The organism is Actinocrinis sp. (assembly GCF_035653575.1).
Lineage (GTDB): Bacteria > Actinomycetota > Actinomycetes > Streptomycetales > Catenulisporaceae > Actinocrinis.
Map to the genome: position 1 here is coordinate 84115 of NZ_DASRBQ010000022.1, position 23783 is coordinate 107897.

Here is a 23783-nt window from a genome sequence, read left to right on the forward strand (position 1 = left end):
CAGCACCGCACGCACGTTAGGCGCCGATGTGGGCGCGTAGCAGTTCGCCAAGGGTGGTCGGGCTTGTAGAACCGCTCGGTGCGAGGTGCGTGTATTGCGTCGCACAGGAGAAACCGTCGATGATCAGTGTTCTGTCCTGGGCTGCGTCCAGGAGGCGCGGCAGCCACTGCTCCTCGCCGATAACCCTCGACACGGGTTCGTGCTTCGCGCTGAAGCCGAACGAGCCAGCGAGGCCGCAGCACCCAGCATCGAGTACAGATACCTCGAAGCCGAGTGCCTCGAGGAGCTGGCGGTCCGCGTCGGACGCGTGGGCCGCGCGAGCGTGGCAGTGCGGGTGAATCACGACGCGCCCGGACGCGGCGGGTCCGGACGCTCGCCGCGGCCGCAGGCTCGTGACGGCGTCAGTCGCGAGCAGGTGCTCGGCGGGGGAGCGGGAGAGGGCCGCGAGCTTCGCAGCGCGCGGGTCGTCGGCGAGTAGCTTCGGCAGCTCGTCGCGGAACGCGGCCAGGCAGCTCGGCTCGGGGACGACGATCGGCGTCGCTCGGTCGATGTGCTCATCGAGGACGTCGAGCAGTCGTCTCAGCGTCTTGCGAGCGAGTTCGAGCATTCCGGTGTCGTAGAGCGGGCGCGCGCAGCAGGCCCACTCGGTGGGAACGGCGACGGATTCGCCGGCTGCTTCGAGGACTGCCTTCCAGGAGAGGGCGAGATCTGGGCGGTACGCGTCGGTGAAGGTGTCGGGCCACAGGACGACCGTTGGTTGTGTCGGTGTCAGTGTCGGCGTCGTTGGCTGAGACCTGGTTCGTTGGGTGCGGCGCACGGATTTGGACGCGAAGCGGGGAGCGGGACGGTCGGTGGTGACGCCGGCGGCGCGGCGTAGCAGTGTGCTGATCCCGGGTGCCGACAGCGCGACGTTTGCTAACGCGGGCGCGCGCGTCGCGGCGCGGGCAAGCCAAGGGACGAGGCCGAGGGCGTACATCTCGCGGGGGCGCACGCGACCCCGGTAGTGATGAGCAAGGAATTCCGCCTTGTACGTCGCCATGTCCACGTGAGTCGGACAGTCGACGGCGCAACCCTTGCACGCCAGACAGAGGTCCAGCGCCTCGCGCACATCCTCGTTGCGCCAGGACATCGGCGTGACCTCGCCCTGGAAGAGCTCGACGAGCAGCTTCGCCCGGCCCCGCGTCGAGTGCCGCTCGTCGCGTGTCGCCCGATACGACGGGCACATCACGCCCGCGTCGTCCCGTCGGCACCGGCCAACACCGACGCACCGCTCCGCGGCGTGCTGGAGCGAGCCGGCGTCCTCGGCGAACGGGAAGTACGTCGGAGTTAGGGTGCTGATTTTGTAGGCGGGGCCGAAGCGGATGTTCTCGTCCAGCGGGTACGGGTCGACGACCTTGCCCGGGTTCATTCTGCCCTTGGGGTCGAATACCGCCTTGACTTGCCGGAAAGCGGCGACGATTTCGGGTCCGTACATCCGTTCCAGCAACTCGCCGCGGGACTGGCCGTCGCCGTGCTCACCAGAGAGCGAACCTCCCAGCGACGCGACGAGGTCGGCGGCGCGCTCGACGTATTCGCGGTATGCGCGCAGGCCGGACTCGGTGTGCAGGTCGAAGTTGTTCCGCGTGTGCACGCAGCCTTGGCCGAAGTGCCCGTACCAGGCGCCCGCGTATCCGAACTCCTCCCAAAGTCGCGCGATCTCTCGCAGGTAGGTGCCGAGCTTCTCGGGCGGTACGGCGGCGTCCTCCCAGCCTTCCAGATTGTGGCTGCCGTCCTCGCGGATCGCGGTGGCTCCGAGCCCTGATTCGCGGATCGCCCACGCGCCGCGCTGCTCGATCGGATCGTCGATGCGGCGGTAGGGGAGCGCAGAGGGAAGGCGGCTGATGAAGCGCTCGGCGCGCTCGTCTGCCTCGTCGGCGCTATCGCCGCCGATCTCAGCGAGCAGCCAACCGCCACGATCGCGTTCAAGCGCTTGGTCGAGGTCTGGCAGCAGGCTGAGTTGGTCGAGGTTCAGCCGGTGCGCCTTCATCTGCCGGACGAGGGTGACGTCGAAGCCCTCAAGGCCGATCAGCCCGGCGTCGAGCGAAGGCAACAGATCCACGACGGCATCGGCGGCCGCGAAGACATCGGGGTAGGCGAGGACGACCAGGCGCCGGTGCGCCGGGCTCGGGATCAGCCGCACGGTCGCCTCGGTGACCAGCGCGCACGTTGACTCCGTGCCCACGAGCAGGCGGGCAACGTGCAGCGGGTGCCCGGGAATGATCTGGTCGAGGTTGAACCCTGATACGCGCCGAGGCAGTTGCGAAAAGCGACTCGTCACCAAGTCGGCGCTGCGGCGGCCGATCTCTCGTAGTGAGCCGACGATCGCCGCCTCGCCGGCCCCCGATTTCACCAGGCCCGCGTATTGTCCATCATCGTAGGACCCGAACTCGTACCGCTCGCCGCCGTATGTCACGACGCGCAGCCGCTCCACATTGTCGACCGTCTTTCCCGCGAACAGAGCGTGCGTGCCGCAGGAGTTGTTGCCGATCATGCCACCCAGCGTGCACCATGCGTGCGTGGCCGGGTCCGGCCCGAAGGTCAACCCGTGCGCCTCGGCCGCCCTGCGCAGATCGTCGAGCACGACACCGGGCTGCACCCTTGCGATCCGCGCCGCCGGATCGATCTCCAGAATCGACGTCATGTACCTGCTGAAGTCGACGACCACGGCCTCGTTGCAGCCCTGGCCGGCGAGCGAGGTCCCGCCGCCTCGGCCGAGGACCGGCACGTCGAACCGCGCGCAGATCGTCAGGGCGCTGGCAACGTCCGCCTCGTCGCGCGGGAACACGACGCCGATCGGCACCTGCCGGTAGTTCGACGAGTCGGTCGCGTACACGGCACGCGTACTCGAACCGAATTCCACGTCGCCACGCAGGGCCTCACGCAGCGCCGACTCGAGGGGCTCACTCATTCCCGTGCTCAGCATGGCGGACCGCCCACAGCGCGGCCTGGGTGCGATCGGCGACGCCCAGCTTCATCAGCACGCTGGACACGTGCGTCTTGACGGTCTTCTCGGAGACCGTCAGGGCTCTGGCGATCTCGCGATTGGAGCGGCCGCGCGCGATCAGGTCCAGCACTTCACGCTCGCGCGCGGTCAGCTGCGGATCCGACCCGACGCCGTTCTCAGCCGTCTGTGACGCGTTCCCGCTCATCAGCGCCGCCGCCACCTCCGGACCGAGCAGCACGTGCCCCGCGGCCACGGCGCGGATCGCGGCGGCCAGCGCGGAGGGCTCCACCTCCTTGGAGACGTAGCCGCGCGCACCGGCCCGGATCGCCGGTACCACGGTCCGGTGCTCGCCGAAGCTGGTGACGATCAGCACCCTGCTGTCCACCGCAGCCTCGGCCATCAGCTCGATGGCCGTCACCCCGTCGGTCCCGGGCATCACCAGGTCCAGCAACACCACGTCCGGCCGCAGCTCCTGCGCCAGCCGGGCCGCCTGCGCGCCGTCCGCGGCCTCGCCGACGACCTCTATGTCCGGCTGCAGCTCGAGGAACACTCGCAATCCCTGCCGCACCATCGGGTGGTCGTCGGCGATCAGGACGCTGATCTTTCCCGATCGCGCCGCGCTCGCGGGTGTACCGGCTTCCTCCTCACGCAGGACGTCCACCGGGCACCTCCAAGCGCACCGTCGTGCCCTGACCCGGAACCGAGGTCACCTGCACCCTCCCGCCGACCGAATCGGCCCGCTCGCGCATCGACACCAGGCCGAGCCCGCGCTCGCCGGCGCCCGAATCCACCGCGAAACCGACCCCGTCATCGACCACTGACAACACCGCCCCGCCGCGCGGCAGCGGCCCGAGCGAGATCTCGATCCGCTTCGCCTCCGCGTGTCTCAGGGCATTGTGCAACGCCTCCTGCGCCACCCGCAGCACCACCTGCTCGTGTGCCGGAGGCAGGGCACTGATCGGCTTGTCCCGGAACGTGAGCCGCGGACCGCCGCGGCTCTGCTGCGCCCGATCCAGCACGTCGACCTTCTTGCGCATCGCGATGGCCAAGCCGTCCTCGTCCAGCTCGGCGGGCCGCAGCTCATCGACCGCCGCGCGCAGCTCCTCGGCGGCCTCCTTGGCCAGCGCCGAGATCTGGCCCAGGTGCGCGCGTGCCCGCTGCGGATCGCCCTGCACCAAGCCGCTGGCCGCCTCGGCCGTCAATCGCAGCGCGAACAGCTTCTGCGCCACCGCGTCATGCAGCTCACGCGCCAGCCGCGTGCGCTCTTCCGCGATGGCCAGCTCGCGCTCCCGCTCGTAAAGCCGCGCGTGCGTGAGCGCGATCGCCGCGTGCGCCGCGAGCACCGTCAGCAGCTCCTCGTCCTGCTCGGTGAAGCCCTGGCCGTCCTGCGCGGGCGTCGTGTTGCCGAGGAAGAGCGCGCCGAGGATCTCGTCGCAGTCCCGGATCGGGACGCCGAGGAACGCGGTCAGCTTCGGGTGCGCCTTCGGCCACCAGCCGAAGCGCGGATCGGCCGTGATGTCGTCGAGCCGCTGCGGCCGCGGGTCGTGCAGCATCACCGAGAGCATGCCGTGCTGGCGCGGCAGCGGCCCGATCGCCGCCCACTGCTCGTCGGTCATCCCCTCCACCAGGAACCGCGCGAACGACCCCGCGCCGTCCGGGATGCCGAGCGCCGCGTACTCGGCCCCCACCAGCTCGCGCGCCGTACGCACGATCCGCCGCAGCGCCTCCCCGGTGTCCAGGTGCCGGCTGATCGTCAGCACCGCCTGGCTCAGCTCGTGCAGCGTGGCCAGAGCCTGCGATCGGTCTGCGGTGGTGGACACCTCTCCACGTTAGCGCGCCGCCCGGATCCGCAGATCGGCCGCTGCTCCGCCCGTGGTCCTAGGACCGATGGACGAGGCCCGGTCCGGTCGGCGGACCGATCCGGGCGCGGGCCGGCCGGAGGGAGAGTCGAGCCATGACACCGACATCGACACCGAAACCGATGACAGACACCGTGGACGAGGTACGGATCCAGGCCCGCGCCGCCGGACGGCGAGCGGACGAGGCGCGCCAGCCGGTCGCGCTCATCACCGGCGCCTCGCGCGGCCTGGGCCGGGAGCTGGCACGGGCGCTGGCCAAGGACGGCTGGCGACTGGTGCTCACCGCGCGCGGCGCCGCCGAGCTGGACGAGACCGCCGCCGAGCTTTCCGCGCTCACCGAGGTCGCGGCGCTGGCGGGCAGCGTCGTGGACGACGAGCACCGCGCCGACCTGGCCGAGGCCGCCTCCGAGTTCGGCGGCGCCGACCTGCTGGTGAACAACGCCTCGACGCTCACCGGCTACGACCTGAAGGGCGCCGCGCTGCCGGCTCTCGCCGAGTTCCCGCTGCCCGGGCTGCTGGAGACCTTCGAGGTCAACGTCCTCGGCCCGATCGCGCTGACCCAGCTCGTGTTGCCGCAGCTGCGCCTGACCGGGGGCGCGATCATCAACATCTCCTCGGACGCGGCCGTCGAGCCGTACGCGGGCTGGGGCGGCTACGGCGCCAGCAAGGCGGCACTCGACCACGCCTCGGCGATCCTCGCGCAGGAGGAGCCCGAGCTGCGCGTCTGGGTCGTGGACCCGGGCGACATGCGCACGCGGATGCACCAGGAGGCGTTCCCCGGCGAAGACATCTCGGACCGGCCGCTGCCCGAGACGGTGATCCCGGCGTTCCGCGCGCTGCTGCGCGACTGGCCCGACTCGGGCCGCTACCTCGCCAGCGACCTTCTGCGCACGAAGGAGGAAGGCTGATGATGCTCATTCGCGACGTGGCGCAGCTGGCAGAACTGCGCGCCGGATCGGGCGCGGGCCGGCGGGGGAACCGAGAGTCAGGGTTCGATGAGGACGGGGGTTTCCCCGGGCTCGACGCGTTCGAGACCGGCTTCGACTTCACGGTCCCCGAGGAACTGTCCGCACGCGCACCGGCGGAGGCGCGCGGCCTGCGGCGCGACGCGGTCCGCATGCTGGTCGGGCGCCGCGAGGGCCTGGAGCTTTCGCACCACACCGCCGCCGAGCTACCGCAGGTGTTGCGTGCCGGCGACCTGCTCGTGGTCAACAACTCGGGGACGCTGCCCGCGGCGCTGAACGGAACGCTGCCGGACGGCACGCCGGTCGCGGTCCACGTGTCCAGCGCCGAGCCCGGTGCGGGAGGGGAGTACCTGGTCGAGTTGCGCAGGCCGCACGCCGGCAGCACGGTGCCGTACGCGCAAACGGGGCGCCACGCGAGCGTGGCGGCGGGCAAGACGGTGCTGACCGTCCTGTCTCCCGCCCGACCCGGCCTCGAAATCAAGCTGCCCGAAGGTGCGTCGTTCCTCTTGACCGCCGCGTTCACCAAGCGACTGTGGTACGCGCACTTCCAGCTCCCGAGCAGGGGCGGCGAGCTGTCGGGGCGCGGCGAAGGGGCGCACAACTCGCACGCACACCGTGGGCAAAACTCGCACGACGCGAGCACGGCAGACTCGGGCGCGGAGGGCTCGGGCGCGGTCAGCCCGCTCACGGCCTTCCTCAACCGCCACGGCAAGCCGATCCGCTACTCGTACGTCGATCGCGACTGGCCGCTGTCGGCCTATCAGACGGTCTTCGCGGCCGAGCCGGGCAGCAGCGAAATGCCGAGCGCGGCCCGGCCCTTCACGCTCGAACTCGTCGCGGCGCTCGTCTCACACGGCGTCCTCATCGCGCCGATCACGCTGCACACAGGCGTGGCGTCGCCGGAAGCGCACGAGGCGCCCTACGCCGAGCGATACCGCGTCCCGGAGAGCACGGCCAGGCTGGTCAACCACGTGCGAGCGCACGGCGGCCGGGTCATCGCGGTCGGCACCACGGCCGTGCGTGCGCTGGAATCGGCGGCTGACCTCGACGGAAAGGTCCACGCGGCCGACGGCTGGACCGATCTGATCATCACGCCGGAGCGTGGCGTGCGCGCCGTGGACGGCCTGCTGACCGGATGGCACGAGCCGCGCGCCTCGCACCTGCTGATGCTGGAAGCGGTCGCGGGCCGTCCGCTGCTCGACCTTTGCTACGCCGAGGCCATCCGCGAGCGGTACCTCTGGCACGAGTTCGGGGACGTGAACCTGCTGCTGCGATAGCCGCCGGGCGGATGCGCGGCGGGGCGCGGTCAGCTCGATCCGGTCGAGGCCGAGGCCAGGCCGACGATGATGCTGATGAACACGATCCCGTAGCCCACGGCGAGCCAACTGGAGCGGTGACGGCGTACCGTCACCGCTCCGATGGCTGTCGCCGCGGCGATGATCGGGGAGACGAACAGCGGCAGCGCGAACTCGAACCAGGCGCCGTTCGCCGAGCACAGCGCCGAGCCGTTCGGGGTACAGCCGGTGACCGTGGACAGGATCCCGGCGGCGAAGCAGAGGATCGCGCCGGCGACCGCGACGAGGGGGAGCAGCAGCGCGGCGCAGCCTATGCCGCTGCTGACCGGCCGGCCCTTGCGCGAGGCCTGGTCTGCGTCAAGGGCGGCGTCGGAGTCCGATTCGGCAGCGTTGACGTCCGCCGCGTCGGCCTCGGCGTCGGTGCCAGGGTTCGGTGCGTCGTACGCGTAAGCGTCAGAGTCGGCGTCGGTATCGGCGTCCGGGGCTGCGGTCGGCTGCTGTGCATCCAGCTCAAGCGCCTCAGCGGCAGCGCCAGCCCCAGCCCCACTGGTCCCAACGGCCGTGGGCGCATCTGCCGCCTGGCCGACCATGCCGCCGGCGTCCTCTTCCGCCCCGACCGTCCGCACCCGGTCGGTCCGCCCTGCGGGTTCGCTGTCCTCGGCTTCCACGCCGCCACCCCTCCCTTTGGAGGTGGAATTCTATGCGCTCGCACACCAGTCCAGGGAGGGGTAGCGGCGACCTTCCGCACCCGGCTCGTGGCGGCGCGAACGACGAAGAAGCCTGAGTCAGGGGCGCAAGGGGGTTGCGAACCTGGCCGGGTGCGGCAAGGATCACCCCATGAATGCGCGCGCTTCCGTCCCGCAGCTTGTCGACGCCTATCTGACCTGGTATTTCGCCGATAATCCGGCCCACGCGCAGCTGCTCGGCGCCGAAGGCTTCGACGGCCAGCTCGGCGACCACTCGGCCGAGGCGATGCTGCGGCGCGAACGCGAAGTGACCGGCTGGCTCGAGCGGTTCGAGGCCCTCGCGCCCGCGCCGCAGCTCGACGACGAGATCGACCGGCGGCTCGCGGTGGCCCAGCTGCGCGGCCAGCAGCTGCTCGCCGAATGGCCGGCCTGGCGCCGCGACCCCGCCGTGTACCTCTCCACCACCTTCTTCAGCCTCCTGATGCCGTACGTGCACCGGCTGCACCCCGAGTCGTCCCTGGTCGAGGACACCCTCGGCAAACTCGCCCAGCTCCCCGACGTGCTGGCCGCCTGCCGCGACAACCTGGACCCCGAGCTCGCCGCGCCGCTCATCGTCGGCCGCGGCCTCGGCCAGGCGCGCACCGGACGGGCCTTCGTCACCTCCTCCCTGCCAGGCATGGTCGGCGACGAGCGGCTCGCCGCGCGCGTGCGCGAGGCCGCCGAGCCGGCCGCCGCTGCCTTCGACGAGACCGCGGCGTTCCTTGAGGACTTCCAGCAGCAGGCGTGCGGCGACTGGCGGATGGGCGAGCGGCTCTACTCCGCGCTGCTGACCGAACGCGAACTGCTCGGCTACGGCGCCGCCGAGCTGCACGAGCGCGGCGAGCGCGCGTACGCCGCCCTCGACGCCGAGCTTGGCGAGCTCGCCCGCCGCATCGCCGCCGAGTCGACCACCGGCGAATCAGCGGACTGGCACGCCCTGATCGCGAGCCTCCAGGACGATCACCCGCCCACGCTCGAGGCGATGCGCGAGGAGTACGAGGCCGAGACCGAGCGCGCCCGGCGGTTCGCCCGCGAGCGCGGCATCGTCACCTTCGCGCGCGGCGAGGAGTGCCGGGTGGTGCCCTCGCCGGAGTTCCAGCGCCCGATCCTCGCCGTCGCGTCGTACATGTCGCCGCCGCCGCTGACCGAGTCCCGCGTCGGCCACTTCTTCGTGCCCTACGCCCCGGCCGAGTTCACCGAGGATCAGGTGCGCCAGCGGCTGGCGACCAACTCCCGCGCGCAGATCCCCACCATCTCGGTGCACGAGGCGTACCCCGGCCACCACTGGCATCTGTCCTGGTCCGCGAACTCGACGCGCACGCTGCGCAAGGTGCACCGCACGCCGTACTTCTCCGAGGGCTGGGCGCTCTACGTCGAGACGGTGATGCGCGACGCCGGCTACTTCACCGATCCGCGCCACGAACTCGCGCACGTCGAGGCCCGCGCCTTCCGCGCCGCCCGGATCGTCGTGGACACCGCGCTGCACTGCGGCGACATGACGGCCGAGCAGGCCGAGGCGTTCATGGTGCAGAAGACCGCGCTGTCCGCCGGCACCGCGAAGGGCGAGGTGTCGCGGTACTGCGCCTGGCCGACACAGGCGCCGTCGTATCTAACCGGCTGCCTGGAGATCGAGCGGATCCGGGACGAGTACCTCGCCCGCGGCCTCGGTTCGCGGCGCGAGTTCCACGACACGATCGCCGGTTCCGGCAGCCTGCCGCTCGGGTTGGCCCGGGCCGCGGCGCTCGGCGGATTCGAGCCGAACGCGAGCCCGGAGCGTGAAAGCGCAGGATCGGTGGAAGAAGCGCAAACCGCCGGATGACGGAGAAATCACGGGATAACCGCGCCGCCACGTGGGCATCACTGCCATGATGAGTGATGTGCGGCCTCTGATTGGCTTGACCGCCTACCGGACTCACGCGGCCTGGGGTGTGTGGCACACCCCGGCCGCGTTGCTGCCACACGCCTACGCCGACCACGTCACGGCGGCCGGCGGCGTACCGGTGCTGCTGCCGATCGGCGCGGACGACGCGGCCCAGGCCGTGATCAGCCGGCTGGACGGGCTCATTCTCAGCGGCGGCCCGGACATCGAACCGGTGCGGTACGGCGCGGCCCCGGATCCGTTCGCCGAGCGGTCACAAGCGGATCGCGACACCTGGGAGACCGCGTTGCTGATGGCCGCGCTGCAGGCCGATCTGCCGGTGCTCGGGATCTGCCGCGGCCTGCAGCTCATCAACGTCTGCCTCGGCGGGACGCTGCACCAGCACCTGCCGGACCTCGCCGGAGGCGAGCGGCACCGCCCGGCTCCCGGCGTGTACGGGACGGTGCGGATCCGGCTGGACACCGACGCGCTGCCCGGCTCGCTGCTCGGCGAGGGCGTCGACGTGCCCTGTCATCACCACCAGGCGATCGACCGGCTCGGCAGCGGCATGGTCGCCAGCGCCTGGGCGCAGGACGGCACGATCGAGGCCGCCTGGGTGCCGCGCCGCCGGTTCCTGGTGGGCGTGCAGTGGCATCCCGAGGTGCGCGACGATCCCGCTCTGTTCACGGCGCTGGTGAAGGCGACCGGGTAATAACGTAACGCGGCGTGTCAGCCCTCGAGATCTCCGACCTGATCGTCGCCTGGGATCCCGCCCCCAGAGCCCCGTGCCGATCGTCGCCGCCGAGGTCACCGGGCGCCTGCGTGCCGCCGGCGACCATCGGGCCGCGCGCATCGTCGAGCGCATGCGGCGCCAGCCGTCCGGCGGCGCGCTCAGTGCACGCGGGTGAGCAGTATCCCCGCCTCGGCTGCGGTGTCCACCAGGTGGATCGTGGTCGCCATCGGCCGCGAGTAGGCCAGCGCCCGCAGCAGCGGCCAGGCCGGCAGCGTGTTCGTCCAGTGGTTGATGCCGACGAGGATGAGCCGGCGCGGGACCTCGCCGACCGGCGTGTAGTACGCGGGCGTGGCCGCCTGGAAGATCTCCTGCACGGTGCCGGCCGCGCCGGGCAGGAACACCAGGCCCGCCGAGGCCCGCGCCAGCAGCCGGTCCTCCCGGGCCGCGTTCGAGAAGTACTTCGCGATCGCGCTGGCGAAGGCGTTGGGCGGCTCGTGCCCGTAGAACCAGGTCGGCACCGACAGCGACTGACCCGCCCGCTCGGCCGGGAACGCGGCGCGCACGTCGAACGCGGCGCGTGCCCACGAGGTCGGGTCCGGCCGGAACTCGCGGGCCGCGCTGAGCGCCTCGACCGCCTCGTCCACGGCCCCGTCGTGGAAGGGCGCCAAGTACGCGCCCAGATTCGCCGCCTCCATCGCGCCCGGGCCGCCGCCGGTCGCCACGGTGAACCCGGCCCGGGTCAGCGTCCTGCCGAGGTGCGCCGCCTCCTCATAGGCCGACGAGTCACGAGCGACGGCGTGTCCGCCGAGCACGGCCACGGTCCTGCGCTCCGCGAGGAACTCGCCGAGCGCGTCGGTGATCGAGTCGTCGTGCAGGCCCCGCAGCACGATGCCCAGCACGTCCTCGCGGTCGCGCGGCCCCGAGTCCCAGGTGTAGGTGAGGGCGTCAGGGGTCTGCTCGTAAGGCTTCTGTGCGATCCCGTCGTAGAGCTCGTCCGCCGTGTACAACGTGGTGCGGTACGGGTCGAAGGGCAGGTTCGGCGCCGGCGGGAACACCATCGCGCCGCGCTGCCGCAGGTCACCGGCCACCGACTCGGTCAGCGAGCAGCCGAGGAAGACCGAGTCCGTGACGTCCGCGGTGCGCAGTTCCCAACCGCGTTCTACGAGATCGACCGCCTGCACCCGGCAGCCCGCGAGGCTGCCCTGATGCGATCTCAAGTGGTTGTCGAAGGCGGCCAGGGACTCGATCTCCATGGTCGCAAAGCGTAGTCGCAGCCTGGCCGTCGCGGGTACCGGTCGGCACAATCCGGCCGGGCGGAGTGACGCGCGAGCGGGCGTGACACTTTCACGACGGCAGCGTATGGGCGCCGGCCGCGGTGCGCCGGATGACGTGCGAGGTGAGCCTGAAGCCTGATCCGGGCCGGTGGGCCGGTCTTTGCGGTGCATCGGCCCGGGTGTATAAGACCACGGGAACATGCGAGATCGAAGGCTGACAATCCACCTCTCGCCGGCCGGTCGCGGCCGGGAAGGGAGCAGAGCCGTGCGACGCATCCTGCGCCTGGCCGCCCTGCCGATTCTGGCTTTGTTCGCGCTCACGCTCGCCGGCGCCGGCCCCGCGGCCGCGGCGGCGCACTCGAGCGCGGCCGCCGCCTCGTGCACCGGAACGATCCAGATCGACTCGTTCGCGTTCGCCTCGCCGGTCGTGACGGCGGGTCAGCTCGCCTCGGCCAAGCTCGTCGCCACCAACTGCACCGCGCAGCCGGTCAGCGCGACCGTCCAGGCCTACGGCAGGTTCTTCGGCCCCTCGGGCAACTCGCTGCCGCCCGGCTGCCCGGTGGTCGACCCGATCGCGATGCCCGCGAACTTCGCGGCGAACGGCCAGTACACCAACACCTTCGGCACCTTGACCTTCGCGGGATGCACCGCGACCTCGTACCAGGAGTACGTCAGCTTCTACGTGGGCGGCGCGACCGTGGCCACGGCCACCGCGACGGTGGCGATCCAGGGCGGCGCGAGCTTCTCCTGCCACGTCGCCTACACGAAGCAGAGCGAATGGCAGGGCGGCTTCGTGGCCTCGATCTCCATCACGAACACGGGCACGCTGCCGATCAGCTACTGGCGTCTCACCTTCACTTTCGGCGGCGACCAGCGCATCTCTTACGTGTGGGGGGCGACCTTCGCGCAGAACGGCAACAGCGTCACGCTCGTCAACACCGCCAACAACGGGACGATCGCGCCGGGGGCAACGCTGACCGGCGTCGGCTTCGTCGGCTCCTGGCAGAACAGTGACGCGCCGCCGAGCGGCTTCACCCTCAACGGCGTCTCCTGCACCTGACGCCGACATAGCGCAACGCCGCTGATCGGAACTGCTGCTTCTCCCTCAACGACGTCCCCTGCGCTTGACGCCGACGCAGCGCAGCGCCGCTGATCGGAACGGTTGCGCAGGACCGCCGCGCGGAACTCTCTCTGCCCCCACAGCCGGGTGTTGCTCTCCCGTCGGTGGAGGCAGAGCCGCGCAGCAGACACCCGACTCCGCAGCGGACGCCAACAGGAATCGACGCTCGCGGCACGCCGCGCCGGTCGGGTCACTCCTCGATAGCGCCTCACTCCCCGATGGCGCCGCCGTCGATGCGCTCGCGGATCAGGTCGGCGTGCCCGTTGTGCCGCGCGTATTCCTCGATCATGTGCAGCAACACCCAGCGCAGCGAGAAGGTGAAGTCCCCGCGGCTGGCTTCGAAGTCGAGCTCGTGCGCGGCGGTGATCTCGCGCGAGCGGGCGCAGGCGGCCTGCCAGGCCTCGAAGACCTCGGTCACGCTGTGCGCGTCGAGCCGGTTCCAGTCGCCGTCCTGGTCCTCGTCGTCGTAGTACAACGGCGGCGTGTCCTCGCCGGCGATGCCCCGATTGAACCAGCCGCGCTCGACCTCGGTGAGGTGGCGCAGCATCCCGAGCAGCGACATGCTCGACGGCTCCGCCGAGCGCAGCTTCAGCTGCTCCTCGCTCAGGCCGGAACACTTCCAGGCCAGCGTGTCGCGGTGATAATCGAGGAAGCCGGTCAGCAGCGTGCGTTCGTCGGCCACGCCCGGCGGCTCGTGGCGGCTTTGTGCGTCCATGGTGATCGTCATGGGCGCAATCCTGGCATATCGCACCGACAAGGCTCAGCGGGTTTATCCACGGCGCGTGCCCGCAGGCCAAGCGCGGACTGGACGGATTGTCACGAATCGGTAACCACGTAACTACCGATTCGGGGCTTGATTTCATTCAACAGCCCGGCGAAGCTTGCTTGCCATGGCACGTACATACCTGTCGACTCTTTCGCCGCGCCGTCGCTGGGGTATCGCCGGCTGCGCCGCCGGCGCCGTGCTGATCCTGACCGCCGCCATCGGGAACCCGTGGACCTGGTCGACGATGGGCGCGCTGGACCGCAGGCCGGTCGGCAACAGCGTGCCGATGCTGGCCGGGTCGCTCTCGGTGTTCCACTGGACGGTCGGCCCGCACGGCTCCAGCGCCCCGGCCGGGCAGACCACCGGGCACTGGGTCGCAGGGCTCGTACTCGACCTCGGCTGGCCGCTGCTGGTGCTGATCGGTGCGCGGTTGCTGGCCGGCGGGCTGGCGCTGCGCAGGGCCCGGCTCTCGCTGCTGGTCGGTGTGTGGAGCCTGAGCACGCTCTGCGCCGCGGTGATCGGCCTGATCGCAGGGATCGTCGATCACGCGGTGGCCCCGGGTATGCGTGCGATGGATCTGGGCATGACCGCCAACGCTCCCATCGGTGATGTGCTCACGCTGCAAGCGGCCACGATGGCGGTGCTCGGCGCCGCTCTCGGCTGGCTTCCCGGCGTCACGGCGGCGATCGGTTACTCGGTGCGCCGCGTGGTCGTGCCGGCCACTGAACCGGCCGGCACGACCACGATGAGCGCGGCCGCCGCCGCCAATGCGGAGGACCCGGTGTCGGCCGGAGCCACGCCTACCGCCGCCGCGATCGAGACGCGCACGCTCGACCTCGCCGGGCTCGAATCGCTGCGACGGGCCCGGCGGCGCAGCCTCGACGGCACTCTCCCTGATGCCGCGACCTCTTCGTTCTTCGCCTCGGAGTAAAGGGCGTGCTCGCTGCGGCGCCTCAGCTGGTCGCAGCGGGTGCGGCGCGCCGCGGCCTTTAGATCGCCTTGCCGGGATTGAGGATCCCGAGCGGGTCGAGCGCGCGCTTGATCGCCAGATTCGCGGCGAGCGTCTCCGCGCCGAGTTCCTCGCCGAGCCAGTGCCGCTTGAGCGTGCCCACGCCGTGTTCACCGGTCAACGTGCCGCCAAGCGCGAGCGCCGCGCGGAACACCTCGTCGGCCGCCGCCCACACCTCGGCGGGGATCTCAGGTAGCGAACGATCGAAGACGAAGACCGGGTGCAAGTTCCCGTCACCGGCGTGCGCGACCGTCGGTACGAGCACCTTGTACTGCTCCGCAATCCGCGTTACCGCATCGAACATCTCTGGCAGCTTCGAACGCGGTACGCACACATCCTCGATGAGACACGCACCGAGACGTTCGATCGCGTTGAACGCCGTGCGGCGCACCGTGAGCAGCTGTGCGGCCTCCGCTTCGTCCGACGAGACGGCCACGACGGACGCCCCCGCGTCCTCGCAGCACCGCGCCATGACCGCGGCCGCCGCCTGCGCATCCGATCCGTCGGCCTGGCCGAGCAGCATCGCCCCGGTCGCCGGATCCAGCCCGATGTTGCGCCACTCGTCCATCGCAACCAGCGTCGTGCGGTCCATCAGCTCCAGCAGACTCGGGCCGACTGCGGAGCGGATGATCGCCCAGACCGCCTCCGCCGCCTGACGGATCGTCGGGAACTCGGCGGCCACAGTCACCGGCGGCTGCTGCGGTGCCGGGCGCAGCCGCAGCGTCGCCTCGGTGACGACGCCGAGCGTGCCCTCCGAGCCGATCAGCAGCGCGGTCAGGTCGTATCCGACGACGCCCTTGATCGTCCGGCGGCCGGTGCGCAGGACGGAGCCATCGGCGAGCACGGCTTCGAGCCCGAGCACCGATTCGCGGGTCACCCCGTACTTCACGCAGCGCAGGCCGCCCGCGTTGGTGGCGATGTTGCCGCCGATCGTGCAGGTCTCGTAGCTGGACGGGTCCGGGGCGTACATCAGACCGAGCTTGCGCGCCTGGCGGTCGAGCTCGGCGTTGATGACTCCCGGCTCGACCACGGCGAGTTCGTCCTCAGGCGACAGTTCGCGGATGGCGGTCATCTTGGCCAGGGAGACGATGAGGCAGCCGTCGATCGCGGCAGTGCCGCCGACGATGCCGGTGCCGGCTCCGCGCGGAATGACCGGCACCCGGTTGCGCGAGGCCCAGCGCAGCGCCGCCACAACGTCGTCGCGCTCCCGGGCGACCACGACGCCACAGGCCTGACCGGGCGTCACATACGAGTGCTCGTCGTTGCAGTACGCGCCGATCTGGTCGGGATCGGTGATGACGCGCCCGGAGGGCAGTTCTTTCGCGAGATCGTCGATGATCACGATATCGGGTCTATTCGCGCGTCCGGCCGGTTGTCAATGCCGCGAGGGCAGGCGCGGAGAGGCATCACCCGGCGCTGGCGTCAATCGCAGCAGCCGGCGAGGCTGCCGCGGTCGCCGCGCGCGATCGGGCAAGCGGCGTGCGGCGTCGATAACCCAGCAGCGTGTACGCGAGGGTCACGTACCGCTCAGCCAATACGTCCAGCGGTACAGGACCGTCGGGCCGGTACCACTGCGCGACCGCGTTACACGCGGCGATGATCGTCCGGCGTGCGTCGTCAGGGTACGGCGTCGTGAAAACGCCACTCGCGATGCCCGCGTTGATCGCCGAGCGGAACAGGTCCGTCGCCTGACGCTCCCGCTCGCGGTACGCCGCAGCCAAGTCCTCAGGCAGCGCTCTAGCTTCGTTAATCAGAATCAGGCTCGCTACCGAACGTTCAGCGCGGTACCGCACCGTCGCGCCGACGACTGCGGCCAGCCGTCCGGCGGGATCGCGACCGGCCTGCGCCATCGCGTCGTCGCACAAGGCGAAGTAGGCGTCCATGCCCTCGTGGAGCAACGCGGCGAGAAGCGCCTGCTTGCCCGGGTAATAGTGGTACAGCGCGGACAGGCTGACCCCGGCGCGGGCGGCGATGTCCCGGATCGAGGTGGCGTAGTAGCCGCGCCCGGCGAACTCCGCCGACGCGGCGTCGAGCAGTGCCTGGTGCCCAGCGGGGCGTCCGGCCATGGACGGGCTCCTTCCACTCACCCGGGCGGCCCGGCCGGCCCCGAACGCTACCGCTCTGGACAGGCTGGGCTACTGACGAGTAGCTTAACGAGCGTTCAACTGTACTCGCGAGGAGGCATACCCCGTGATCCGCAGCATCTACAACGAGGACCACGAGGCGTTCCGGTCCATGATCCGGGACTTCATCGAAGCCGAGGTCGTCCCGCACCACGCCGAGTGGGAGAAGCAGGGCCACGTCCCGCGCGAGTTCTACCTGCGGCTCGGCGAGCTCGGCCTGCACGGGATCAACGTGCCCGAGGAGTACGGCGGCGCCGGCGAGACCAGCTACAAGTTCGCCATGGTGATGGCCGAGGAGGTCGCCCGCGCAGGCGTCTCCTTCGGTGCCTACAGCATCCACACCAACCTGGTGCGCCCGTACCTGCTGGCCTTCGCCAGCGAGGAGCAGAAGCAGCGCTGGATGCCCGGGTTCGTTTCCGGCGAGATGATGGGCGCGCTGGCCATGACCGAGCCGGGCACCGGATCCGACCTCGCCGGCATCTCCACCACCGCGAAGCTGTCCGCCGACGGCACGCACTACATCCTCAACGGCGCCAAGACGTTCATCTCCGGCGGCGTGCTCGCCGACCGCGTGCTCGTGGTGGCGCGCACCTCCCCGGCCACCCCCGAGGACCGGCGCGGCGGCCTGTCCATCCTGTTCGTGGACACCAAGTCCCCTGGCTACTCGGTCGGCAAGAAGCTGGACAAGATCGGCCTGAAGACCTCGGACACCGCCGAGCTGGCGTTCCAGGACGTCAAGGTCCCGGTCGAGGACCTGCTCGGCGAGGAGGGCCAGGGCTTCAAGTACCTGACCCACAACCTGGTCGAGGAGCGCCTGGCCATCGTGGTGGGCGCGACCGCGTCCGCGGCCGCGGCGATCCGGTTCGCGATCGAGTACGTCAAGGAGCGCAAGGCGTTCGGGCAGCCGGTGGCCGCGTTCCAGAACACCAAGTTCGTGCTGGCCGACTGCGAGGCCGAGTACCAGGCGGCGCAGACGATGACCGACCGCGCCGTCGAGCTGTTCGACGAGGGCAAGCTGACCCCGGCCGACGCGGCGGCCTGCAAGCTGTTCACCACCGAGGCGGCCGGCCGGATCATCGACAAGTGCCTGCAGCTGCACGGCGGCTACGGCTACATCAACGAGTACCCGATCGCCCGCCTGTACGCCGACACCCGCGTCTCGCGCCTCTACGGCGGCACGTCCGAGATCATGCGCACGATCGTGGCGAAGTCGCTCGGCCTGTAGCAGGACCCGCGGCCTACCGGCTGCGTTCCTCCAGCATCAGCAGGCCGTACGCGCCGATGGTCGCCAGGTCGGCGATGCGGCCGTCGCGCAGCATCGCCTCGAACTGCGCCCGCGGGAACCACTTCGCGACCAGGTCGACCTCCTCCGGATCCGGCGCCGCGGCGGCCGGATCCGGTTGCAGGTCGGTGGCCAGCCAGGCGTTGCAGGCCTGGCTCGACATCCCGTAGGCGTGGAAGAACCGGCCGAGCGGCGTCAGCCTCCCGGCGCTCAGGCCGGTCTCCTGCGCCAGCTCGTGCCGCGCCACCTCGGCCGGGTCGCCGTCGCCGCGATCCGGCAGGGTGCCCTGCGGGAACTCCCAGAACCGGCCGCCGACCGTGTAGCGGTACTGCTCGACCAGCCAGAACCCGTCGTCCTGCAGCGGGACGATCAGCGCCGACTGCGGCTTGTCGATGACCCCGTAGATGCCCGTGGTCCCGTCGGCGCGGAGGATCTCGTCCTCGCGCACGCTCATCCACGCGTTCTCGTACACCACTCGGCTGGCGACCTGCTCGATCATGGCGGCCAGCCTAGCCGCCGCGTTTCCACCGCGCCGCGGCCGGCGGCCGGATAACCGGTGGCCCGCAACCGAATTCCCGTGATGGGATCGACCCATGAGCGATCTTGACCTTCGTCCCGCGCGCCTGGACGAGATCGACGCCGTGCTCGCGTTCTGGGCCGCGGCGGCCGAAGGGGTCAGCGTCAGCGACGACCCGGCGGGCGTGCGCGGGCTGATCCAGCGCGACCCCGAGGCGCTCATCCTCGCGGTCGAGCTCGGTGGCCGGATCGTCGGAAGCGTCATCGCAGGGTTCGACGGCTGGCGCTGCCACCTCTACCGCCTCGCGGTCGCGCCCGACCGCCGAAGGCAGGGCATCGGCCGGCTCTTGATCGAGGCGGCGGAACGGCGCTTCGCGGCCTTCGGCGGCCGCCGCGCGGACGCGATGGTGCTCGAACGCAACACGACCGCCCACGGCGCCTGGGCCGCGGCCGGATACCAGCGCGAAGAGCACTGGCGGCGCTGGATCAAGCCGCTGTCCTGACCACGCGGACATCTGATCAATCAGAAGGTCATGCCTGTTCACCGTCCGAATGTGAGCCGTTTCCGCTGTTCTCCACGGTCGGCGACCGCGATACTGATGCCGAGAGCTCCGATGCCTGCCGGGGCGGTCCCGGCGGGCGCGGCAGGGTCGAGGGAGTGGTACGTGGCGGTCACCGACGAGGCGATCGAGAAGATCAAGGGCATGATCGTGACCGGGGCGCTGCGCCCGGGCGACCGGCTGCCGAAGGAGGCCGACCTGGCGGCCGACCTCGGCCTGTCGCGCAACTCGCTGCGCGAAGCGGTCAAGGCGCTCTCGCTCATCAACATCCTGGACGTGCGCCAGGGCGACGGCACCTACGTGACCAGCCTCGAGCCGCCCCTGCTGCTTGAGGCGCTGAACTTCATCGTCGACTTCCACCAGGACAACACGGTGCTGGAGTTCCTCGCCGTGCGCCGCATCCTGGAGCCCGCGGCCGTGGCGATGGCCGCCACCCGGATCGCCGAGGACGAGATCGCCTCGTTGCGCGCCGCGCTCGACGACCTCGGCGAGACGCCGGACATCGACAAGCTGGTCGCCAGCGACCTGGAGTTCCACCGCCGGATCTCGGCCGCCTCCGGCAACTCGGTGCTGTGCTCGCTGCTCGAGACGCTCTCGGCGCCGACGGCGCGGGCCCGCGTCTGGCGCGGCCTGACCCAGGAGGGCGCGGCGGCCCGTACGCTCGCCGAGCACCGGGCGATCCTCGACGCGCTGCAGGCCCGCGATCCCGAGGCGGCGCGTTCCTGGGCGACCGTGCACATCGCCAGCGTGGAGCAGTGGCTCGCCTCGGTGCTCTAGCGGGCGACACCCTTATTCGGCGAGCAGGCCCGAGGCGCCGAGAGCGGACCAGAGTTCCTCCGGGATCGGGTGCGCGAACGCGGCTGCGTTCTCGCGTACCTCCGCCTCGCTGCGGCAGCCGACCAGGACGCTGGCCACGGTGGGGTGGCGCAGCGGGTACTGCACGGCGGCGGCCTTGAGCGGCACTCCGTGCGTTTCGCAGAGCTCTGCCAGTGCCTGGGCGCGCTTGACCAGCGCGGCGTCCGCCGGGGCGTAGTCGAAGGTCGCGCCCGGCTTCGGGTTGGCCAGTAGGCCGGAGTTGTAGACGCCGCCGATCACGACCGAGGTGCCGCGCCGCTCGCACGCGGGCAGCAGATCCCCGAGGGCCGACTGGTCGAGCAGGGTGTAGCGCCCCGCGCACAGCACCACGTCGAGGTCGAAGTCGCGCACGAAGCGCGTGAGCATCGCCGACTGGTTCATGCCCGCGCCGATCGCTCCGACGACGCCCTCCGCGCGCAGCCGAGCGAGCGCGGCGTATCCGGACTCGTAGACGTCGCGCTCGTGTTCGTCCGGGTCGTGCAGCATGGCGACGTCGATGCGGTCCAGGCCGAGGCGATCGAGCGAGGCTTCGAGGCTGGAGCGGATGCCGGCCGCGCTGAAGTCCCACTCCCTCACGCGCGGCGGCGTGTCGACGAAGCCCTCCGCGTCAGCGCACTCTCCGTCCCGCAGCGGGCGCAGCAACCGGCCCACCTTCGTCGACAGGGTGAACGTGGCGCGGTCCCGCGTCGCCAGGACGCGTCCGAGCCGTTCCTCCGCGAGGCCGACGCCGTAGTGCGGCGCGGTGTCGATGTAGCCGATCCCGGCTTCGAACGCCGCCTCGACCACTGCTGTGGCCTGATCGTCGGTGACCGCCGTGAACAGGTTGCCCAGCGGGGCGGTGCCGAGGGACAGCGCGGTCACTGACACCGCGCTGCGCCCGAGCGGCCTGCGTGCGGATACCTGGAGGGGAGTGGCGGCGCCCAAGGTCAGTCAGCGCTCGCTTCGCCGCCGACCACACGGGCCAGCGCGAGCGCGAACAGGATGACCGCGCCGCTGATCGCCAGCTGCCAGTAGTTGGACACCTGCGCCAGGTCGATCACGTTCTGCACCAGGCCGAGCAGGATCACGCCGCTGGCCGCGCCGACCATGCTGCCGCGCCCGCCGCGAAGCGACACCCCGCCGATGACCGCCGCCGCGAACACGGTGAAGATGATGCCCTCCTGATAACCCTGCTGCACCGTGACTGAGGAGACCTTCCCGGCCTCCATCAGGCCGCCGACCGCCGCGAGCACTGATCCGGCGACGTACACGCCGATCTTGATCCGGTCCACCTTGATCCCGGCCGCGCGCGCCGCCTCCGGGTTGCCGCCGATCGCGTAGATCGACCGGCCGGTGCGGTGGTAGCGCAGGAACAGCCCGGTCAGCACGAAGATGGCGCCGGCCACGAGGAGCGAGACCGGCACCTGCCCCACGAACGCGCTGCCCAGATACGAGAACGCGCTCGGCAACTCGTACGGCGACTGGCCATGCACGACGCCATTCTGCACACCCGCCAGCAGAACAGTCATGCCGAGCGTGACGATGAAGCCGTTCAGCCGGGACTTCACGATCAGCAGACCGTTGATAAGGCCGACCACGGCGCCGATCGCCAGCAGGATCAGGATGCCGAGATAGGGGCTCAGCTGGGCGCCGGAACCGAAGGCCAGCTTCGGCACGATCAGCCACGCGGCGATCATCGGCGCCAGGCCGTAGGTCGCCTCCAGGGACAGGTCCATGCCGCCGATCAGCAGGATCAGGCTCTCGCCGACCACGGTCACGCCGAGCGCGGAGACCTGCTGCCCGACCCCGGAGACCAGGTTGTTCACGGTGAAGAACGCAGAGCTCTGGCTCGCACCCACGATCAGGATCACGACCAGCACCGGCAGGAGCGCGGCCTGCCGGATCCACGAGACCGCGGCCGGGCTGCCTTGCCGCGAATTGAGCCGTCCGGTGCGCGCGGCGATGCGCGCCGCCAAGCCGCCCTCGACGGGGGTCGCGGCGGCCGCGGATCCGGTTGCGTCCTTCGCGGCGCCCGGGGCGGTGCCGCCGGCGTCGGGCGGTAGCGCGTCTGAGCCGCGGCCCGCGTCCGCTCGGGATGCGTTCGCGGCGCCCTTGGCGTCCGTGCGGTCCTGGATCTCGCTCACGCTCCGTCGTCCTTCCGATCAGATCCCTCGTGCGGCCGCGCTGACGCCTCGTTCAGCGGTTCCGGATTCAGCCGGTTCGATGCCTCGTGTGGCGGTGTTGTCGCCCCTGCGCTGCTGCTGCCACGGTCCGGTTCCGCCGCGGACGCCTCGCGGACGTCCAGGCCCTCGGTGGCGGCGATCAGCGCCTCGCGGTCGAACGGCCGCGGCCCTTGCCCGCGCTGGAACTCGGCGGCGATCTCGCCGCGCACCAGCACCACCACCCGGTCGCAGTGCTCGATGTCGTCCAGGTCGTCGGTGGCCAGCAGCACTCCGGCGCCGCGTTCCGCCGCCGCGCGCAACGCGCCGAGCAGCAGCTCCTTCGACGCGACGTCCACGCCTCTGGTCGGCGTGATCGCCACCACCAGCTTCGGGTCGCGGATCAGCGCCCGCGCCACGGTCACCTTCTGCTGGTTGCCGCCGGACAGCTCCGCGACCGGCTGCTTGAGCGAGGCCGCGGCGACACTCAGCGCACCGGCCAGCGGCGCCGCCGCGCGCTCCAGCGCCCGCGGCGCCAGCACTCCGCGGCCGGCCCGGGCCAGCCGGTCGGTGACCGTCATCGTCACGTTCTCCGCGATCGACATCACGCCGACGAAACCCTCGGTGCGGCGATCCTCCGGGATATAGCCGACCCCGGCCCGCAGCGCGGCCTCGCGTTTCCCGTTCGGTAGCCGTTCGCCGGTGAGCATGACCGTGCCCTCGTCCGCCCGATCTGCGCCGGCGACGATCCGGCCGAGCGTGACGACGCCCGAGCTGATCAGCCCGACGACGCCGACCTGTTCGCCGGCCGCGACGTGCAGCGAGACGCCGCGCAGTGCGCCGTGTGTCGAGGCCGCTTTCAGATCCTTGACTTCGAGCAGCTCGGCGGAGTCCTGTCCTGCGTCGCCGCCGGACAGGTTCAGCCGGGAGAGCCGTTCGTCGATCTCCTTCACCGGCACCGGCCCGACCATCGCGGCCACGAGCCGCTCCCGGCTCAGCTCAGCGCTGGTGGAGGAGAGCACGAGCTCGCCGTCGCGCAGCACCGCCACGTCGTCGCAGATCTCGAACACCTCTTCCAGGTGGTGCGAGATGTAGAGGACCGCGACTCCGGACGCGGTCAGCTGCCTGACCCGCTCGAAGAGCCGGGCCACCGCGTCGTGCTCCAGCGCCGCGGTCGGCTCGTCCAGCAGCAGGCAGCGGGTTCCGGAGGCCACGGCGCGCGCGATCTCCACCAGCTGGCGCTGCTCGACGGTCAGCCCGCGGCACGGCGCTCCCGCGTCGATGTCCAGGCCCCAGTCCGCCAGCGTCCGGCGCGCGTCCGCCTTGACCGCGCGCCAGGAGACCGGGGCCCAGGAGGTCGAACGCCGGCCCGGCGCCGAGCCGCGCTGGGGGAGGCGGCCGAGGAACACGTTCTCGGCCACGGTGAGGTCCGGCACCACCATCGAGTGCTGATGAACCGTCGCGATCCGCTCCCGCCAGGCGTGCACGGCGCCCGCGGGCGGGGCCGGCTCGCCGCCGAACCGAACCTCGCCCGCGTCCGGCGCGAGCAGGCCGCTGAGAATGGAGACCAGGGTCGACTTGCCGGCCCCGTTGCGTCCGACCAGGCCGAGGCAGCGGCCCGGTTCGAGCGCCAGGTCGATCCCGCGCAGCGCCCGGGTCGGCCCGAAGCTCTTGTGGATGCCCACCGCCTCGACCGCAGTCATCGCCGTGGTCCCTTCCTCT

At 71.2% G+C, this 23783-nt stretch carries 21 protein-coding genes; 9 read left to right on the forward strand and 12 right to left on the reverse strand.

Going from position 1 to position 23783, the window contains the following annotated elements:
* Window positions 1-16: 16 nt before the first annotated feature.
* Genes VFA06_RS03700 through VFA06_RS03710 form a run of 3 tightly spaced genes read right to left on the reverse strand, consistent with a single transcriptional unit; the run spans window position 17 to window position 4803 of the window.
* Entirely contained in the window at window positions 17-2947 is a 2931-nt protein-coding gene (locus VFA06_RS03700; RefSeq protein ID WP_324838951.1) for an FAD-binding and (Fe-S)-binding domain-containing protein, read from the reverse strand.
* Window positions 2940-3635 (reverse strand): response regulator, encoded by a 696-nt coding sequence (locus tag VFA06_RS03705; protein ID WP_414639818.1) that lies wholly within the window; start codon window positions 3633-3635, stop codon window positions 2940-2942. Before VFA06_RS03705 ends, VFA06_RS03700 begins: the two co-directional genes overlap by 8 nt.
* Window positions 3628-4803, reverse strand: a complete 1176-nt coding sequence (locus tag VFA06_RS03710) for a GAF domain-containing sensor histidine kinase (RefSeq protein ID WP_324838954.1) — start codon at window positions 4801-4803, stop codon at window positions 3628-3630. The genes VFA06_RS03705 and VFA06_RS03710 overlap by 8 nt, the downstream gene beginning before the upstream one ends.
* Window positions 4804-4964: 161 nt before the next feature.
* Here VFA06_RS03710 and VFA06_RS03715 point away from each other — a divergent pair, with 161 nt between their 5' ends.
* Together VFA06_RS03715 and VFA06_RS03720 are read left to right on the forward strand one after the other, a co-directional pair.
* Window positions 4965-5750 (forward strand): SDR family oxidoreductase, encoded by a 786-nt coding sequence (locus VFA06_RS03715; protein WP_324838955.1) that lies wholly within the window; start codon window positions 4965-4967, stop codon window positions 5748-5750.
* The gene (locus VFA06_RS03720; RefSeq protein WP_324838956.1) at window positions 5750-7084 is read left to right on the forward strand and encodes an S-adenosylmethionine:tRNA ribosyltransferase-isomerase; all 1335 of its coding nucleotides are present in this window, start codon (window positions 5750-5752) and stop codon (window positions 7082-7084) included. Before VFA06_RS03715 ends, VFA06_RS03720 begins: the two co-directional genes overlap by 1 nt.
* 29 nt (window positions 7085-7113) lie before the next feature.
* Here VFA06_RS03720 and VFA06_RS03725 read toward each other — a convergent pair whose 3' ends face one another.
* The gene (locus VFA06_RS03725; protein ID WP_324838957.1) at window positions 7114-7770 is read right to left on the reverse strand and encodes a hypothetical protein; all 657 of its coding nucleotides are present in this window, start codon (window positions 7768-7770) and stop codon (window positions 7114-7116) included.
* A 169-nt stretch (window positions 7771-7939) separates the two neighbouring features.
* On the opposite strand from VFA06_RS03725, the gene VFA06_RS03730 reads away from it, so the two are divergent.
* Entirely contained in the window at window positions 7940-9646 is a 1707-nt protein-coding gene (locus VFA06_RS03730; protein ID WP_324838958.1) for a DUF885 domain-containing protein, read from the forward strand.
* 49 nt (window positions 9647-9695) lie between these two features.
* Complete coding sequence (locus VFA06_RS03735) at window positions 9696-10397, forward strand: gamma-glutamyl-gamma-aminobutyrate hydrolase family protein (RefSeq protein ID WP_349260035.1); 702 nt, start codon at window positions 9696-9698, stop codon at window positions 10395-10397.
* A 179-nt stretch (window positions 10398-10576) separates the two neighbouring features.
* Here the strand turns inward: VFA06_RS03735 and VFA06_RS03740 are convergent, their stop codons facing one another.
* Window positions 10577-11671, reverse strand: a complete 1095-nt coding sequence (locus tag VFA06_RS03740; RefSeq protein ID WP_324838960.1) for a hypothetical protein — start codon at window positions 11669-11671, stop codon at window positions 10577-10579.
* A gap of 286 nt (window positions 11672-11957) precedes the next feature.
* Here VFA06_RS03740 and VFA06_RS03745 point away from each other — a divergent pair, with 286 nt between their 5' ends.
* Window positions 11958-12752, forward strand: coding sequence for a cellulose binding domain-containing protein (locus VFA06_RS03745; RefSeq protein WP_324838961.1), 795 nt, complete (start codon window positions 11958-11960; stop codon window positions 12750-12752).
* 268 nt (window positions 12753-13020) lie between these two features.
* Here the strand turns inward: VFA06_RS03745 and VFA06_RS03750 are convergent, their stop codons facing one another.
* A complete protein-coding gene (locus VFA06_RS03750) occupies window positions 13021-13539 on the reverse strand; it encodes a DinB family protein (RefSeq protein ID WP_324838962.1) in 519 nt (172 codons plus the stop codon).
* A 163-nt stretch (window positions 13540-13702) separates the two neighbouring features.
* On the opposite strand from VFA06_RS03750, the gene VFA06_RS03755 reads away from it, so the two are divergent.
* Window positions 13703-14509, forward strand: coding sequence for a hypothetical protein (locus VFA06_RS03755; RefSeq protein WP_324838963.1), 807 nt, complete (start codon window positions 13703-13705; stop codon window positions 14507-14509).
* A 58-nt stretch (window positions 14510-14567) separates the two neighbouring features.
* On the opposite strand, the gene VFA06_RS03760 is transcribed toward VFA06_RS03755, so the two are convergent.
* Both VFA06_RS03760 and VFA06_RS03765 read right to left on the reverse strand, forming a co-directional pair.
* Entirely contained in the window at window positions 14568-15929 is a 1362-nt protein-coding gene (locus tag VFA06_RS03760; RefSeq protein ID WP_324838964.1) for an FAD-binding oxidoreductase, read from the reverse strand.
* Between the two features lie 64 nt (window positions 15930-15993).
* Window positions 15994-16653, reverse strand: coding sequence for a TetR/AcrR family transcriptional regulator (locus VFA06_RS03765; RefSeq protein ID WP_324838965.1), 660 nt, complete (start codon window positions 16651-16653; stop codon window positions 15994-15996).
* A gap of 124 nt (window positions 16654-16777) precedes the next feature.
* Between VFA06_RS03765 and VFA06_RS03770 the strand changes: the two genes are divergently transcribed.
* The gene (locus tag VFA06_RS03770; protein WP_324838966.1) at window positions 16778-17935 is read left to right on the forward strand and encodes an acyl-CoA dehydrogenase family protein; all 1158 of its coding nucleotides are present in this window, start codon (window positions 16778-16780) and stop codon (window positions 17933-17935) included.
* 13 nt (window positions 17936-17948) lie between these two features.
* Here VFA06_RS03770 and VFA06_RS03775 read toward each other — a convergent pair whose 3' ends face one another.
* The gene (locus tag VFA06_RS03775; protein WP_324838967.1) at window positions 17949-18491 is read right to left on the reverse strand and encodes an NUDIX hydrolase; all 543 of its coding nucleotides are present in this window, start codon (window positions 18489-18491) and stop codon (window positions 17949-17951) included.
* A gap of 94 nt (window positions 18492-18585) precedes the next feature.
* Here VFA06_RS03775 and VFA06_RS03780 point away from each other — a divergent pair, with 94 nt between their 5' ends.
* Together VFA06_RS03780 and VFA06_RS03785 are read left to right on the forward strand one after the other, a co-directional pair.
* Complete coding sequence (locus tag VFA06_RS03780) at window positions 18586-19011, forward strand: GNAT family N-acetyltransferase (RefSeq protein ID WP_324838968.1); 426 nt, start codon at window positions 18586-18588, stop codon at window positions 19009-19011.
* A gap of 162 nt (window positions 19012-19173) precedes the next feature.
* Window positions 19174-19845 carry a FadR/GntR family transcriptional regulator gene (locus VFA06_RS03785; protein ID WP_324838969.1) on the forward strand — a complete coding sequence of 224 codons (672 nt, stop codon included), beginning with the start codon at window positions 19174-19176 and terminating at the stop codon, window positions 19843-19845.
* 12 nt (window positions 19846-19857) lie between these two features.
* Here the strand turns inward: VFA06_RS03785 and VFA06_RS03790 are convergent, their stop codons facing one another.
* The 3 genes from VFA06_RS03790 to VFA06_RS03800 are packed head-to-tail and all read right to left on the reverse strand — an operon-like array spanning window position 19858 to window position 23764.
* Window positions 19858-20790, reverse strand: a complete 933-nt coding sequence (locus VFA06_RS03790) for an aldo/keto reductase (RefSeq protein WP_324838970.1) — start codon at window positions 20788-20790, stop codon at window positions 19858-19860.
* Between the two features lie 59 nt (window positions 20791-20849).
* Entirely contained in the window at window positions 20850-22046 is a 1197-nt protein-coding gene (locus VFA06_RS03795; protein WP_324838971.1) for an ABC transporter permease, read from the reverse strand.
* Window positions 22043-23764: a sugar ABC transporter ATP-binding protein gene (locus VFA06_RS03800; RefSeq protein ID WP_324838972.1), complete on the reverse strand. Its 1722-nt coding sequence runs from the start codon at window positions 23762-23764 to the stop codon at window positions 22043-22045. The genes VFA06_RS03795 and VFA06_RS03800 overlap by 4 nt, the downstream gene beginning before the upstream one ends.
* Between the last annotated feature and the right edge of the window lie 19 nt (window positions 23765-23783).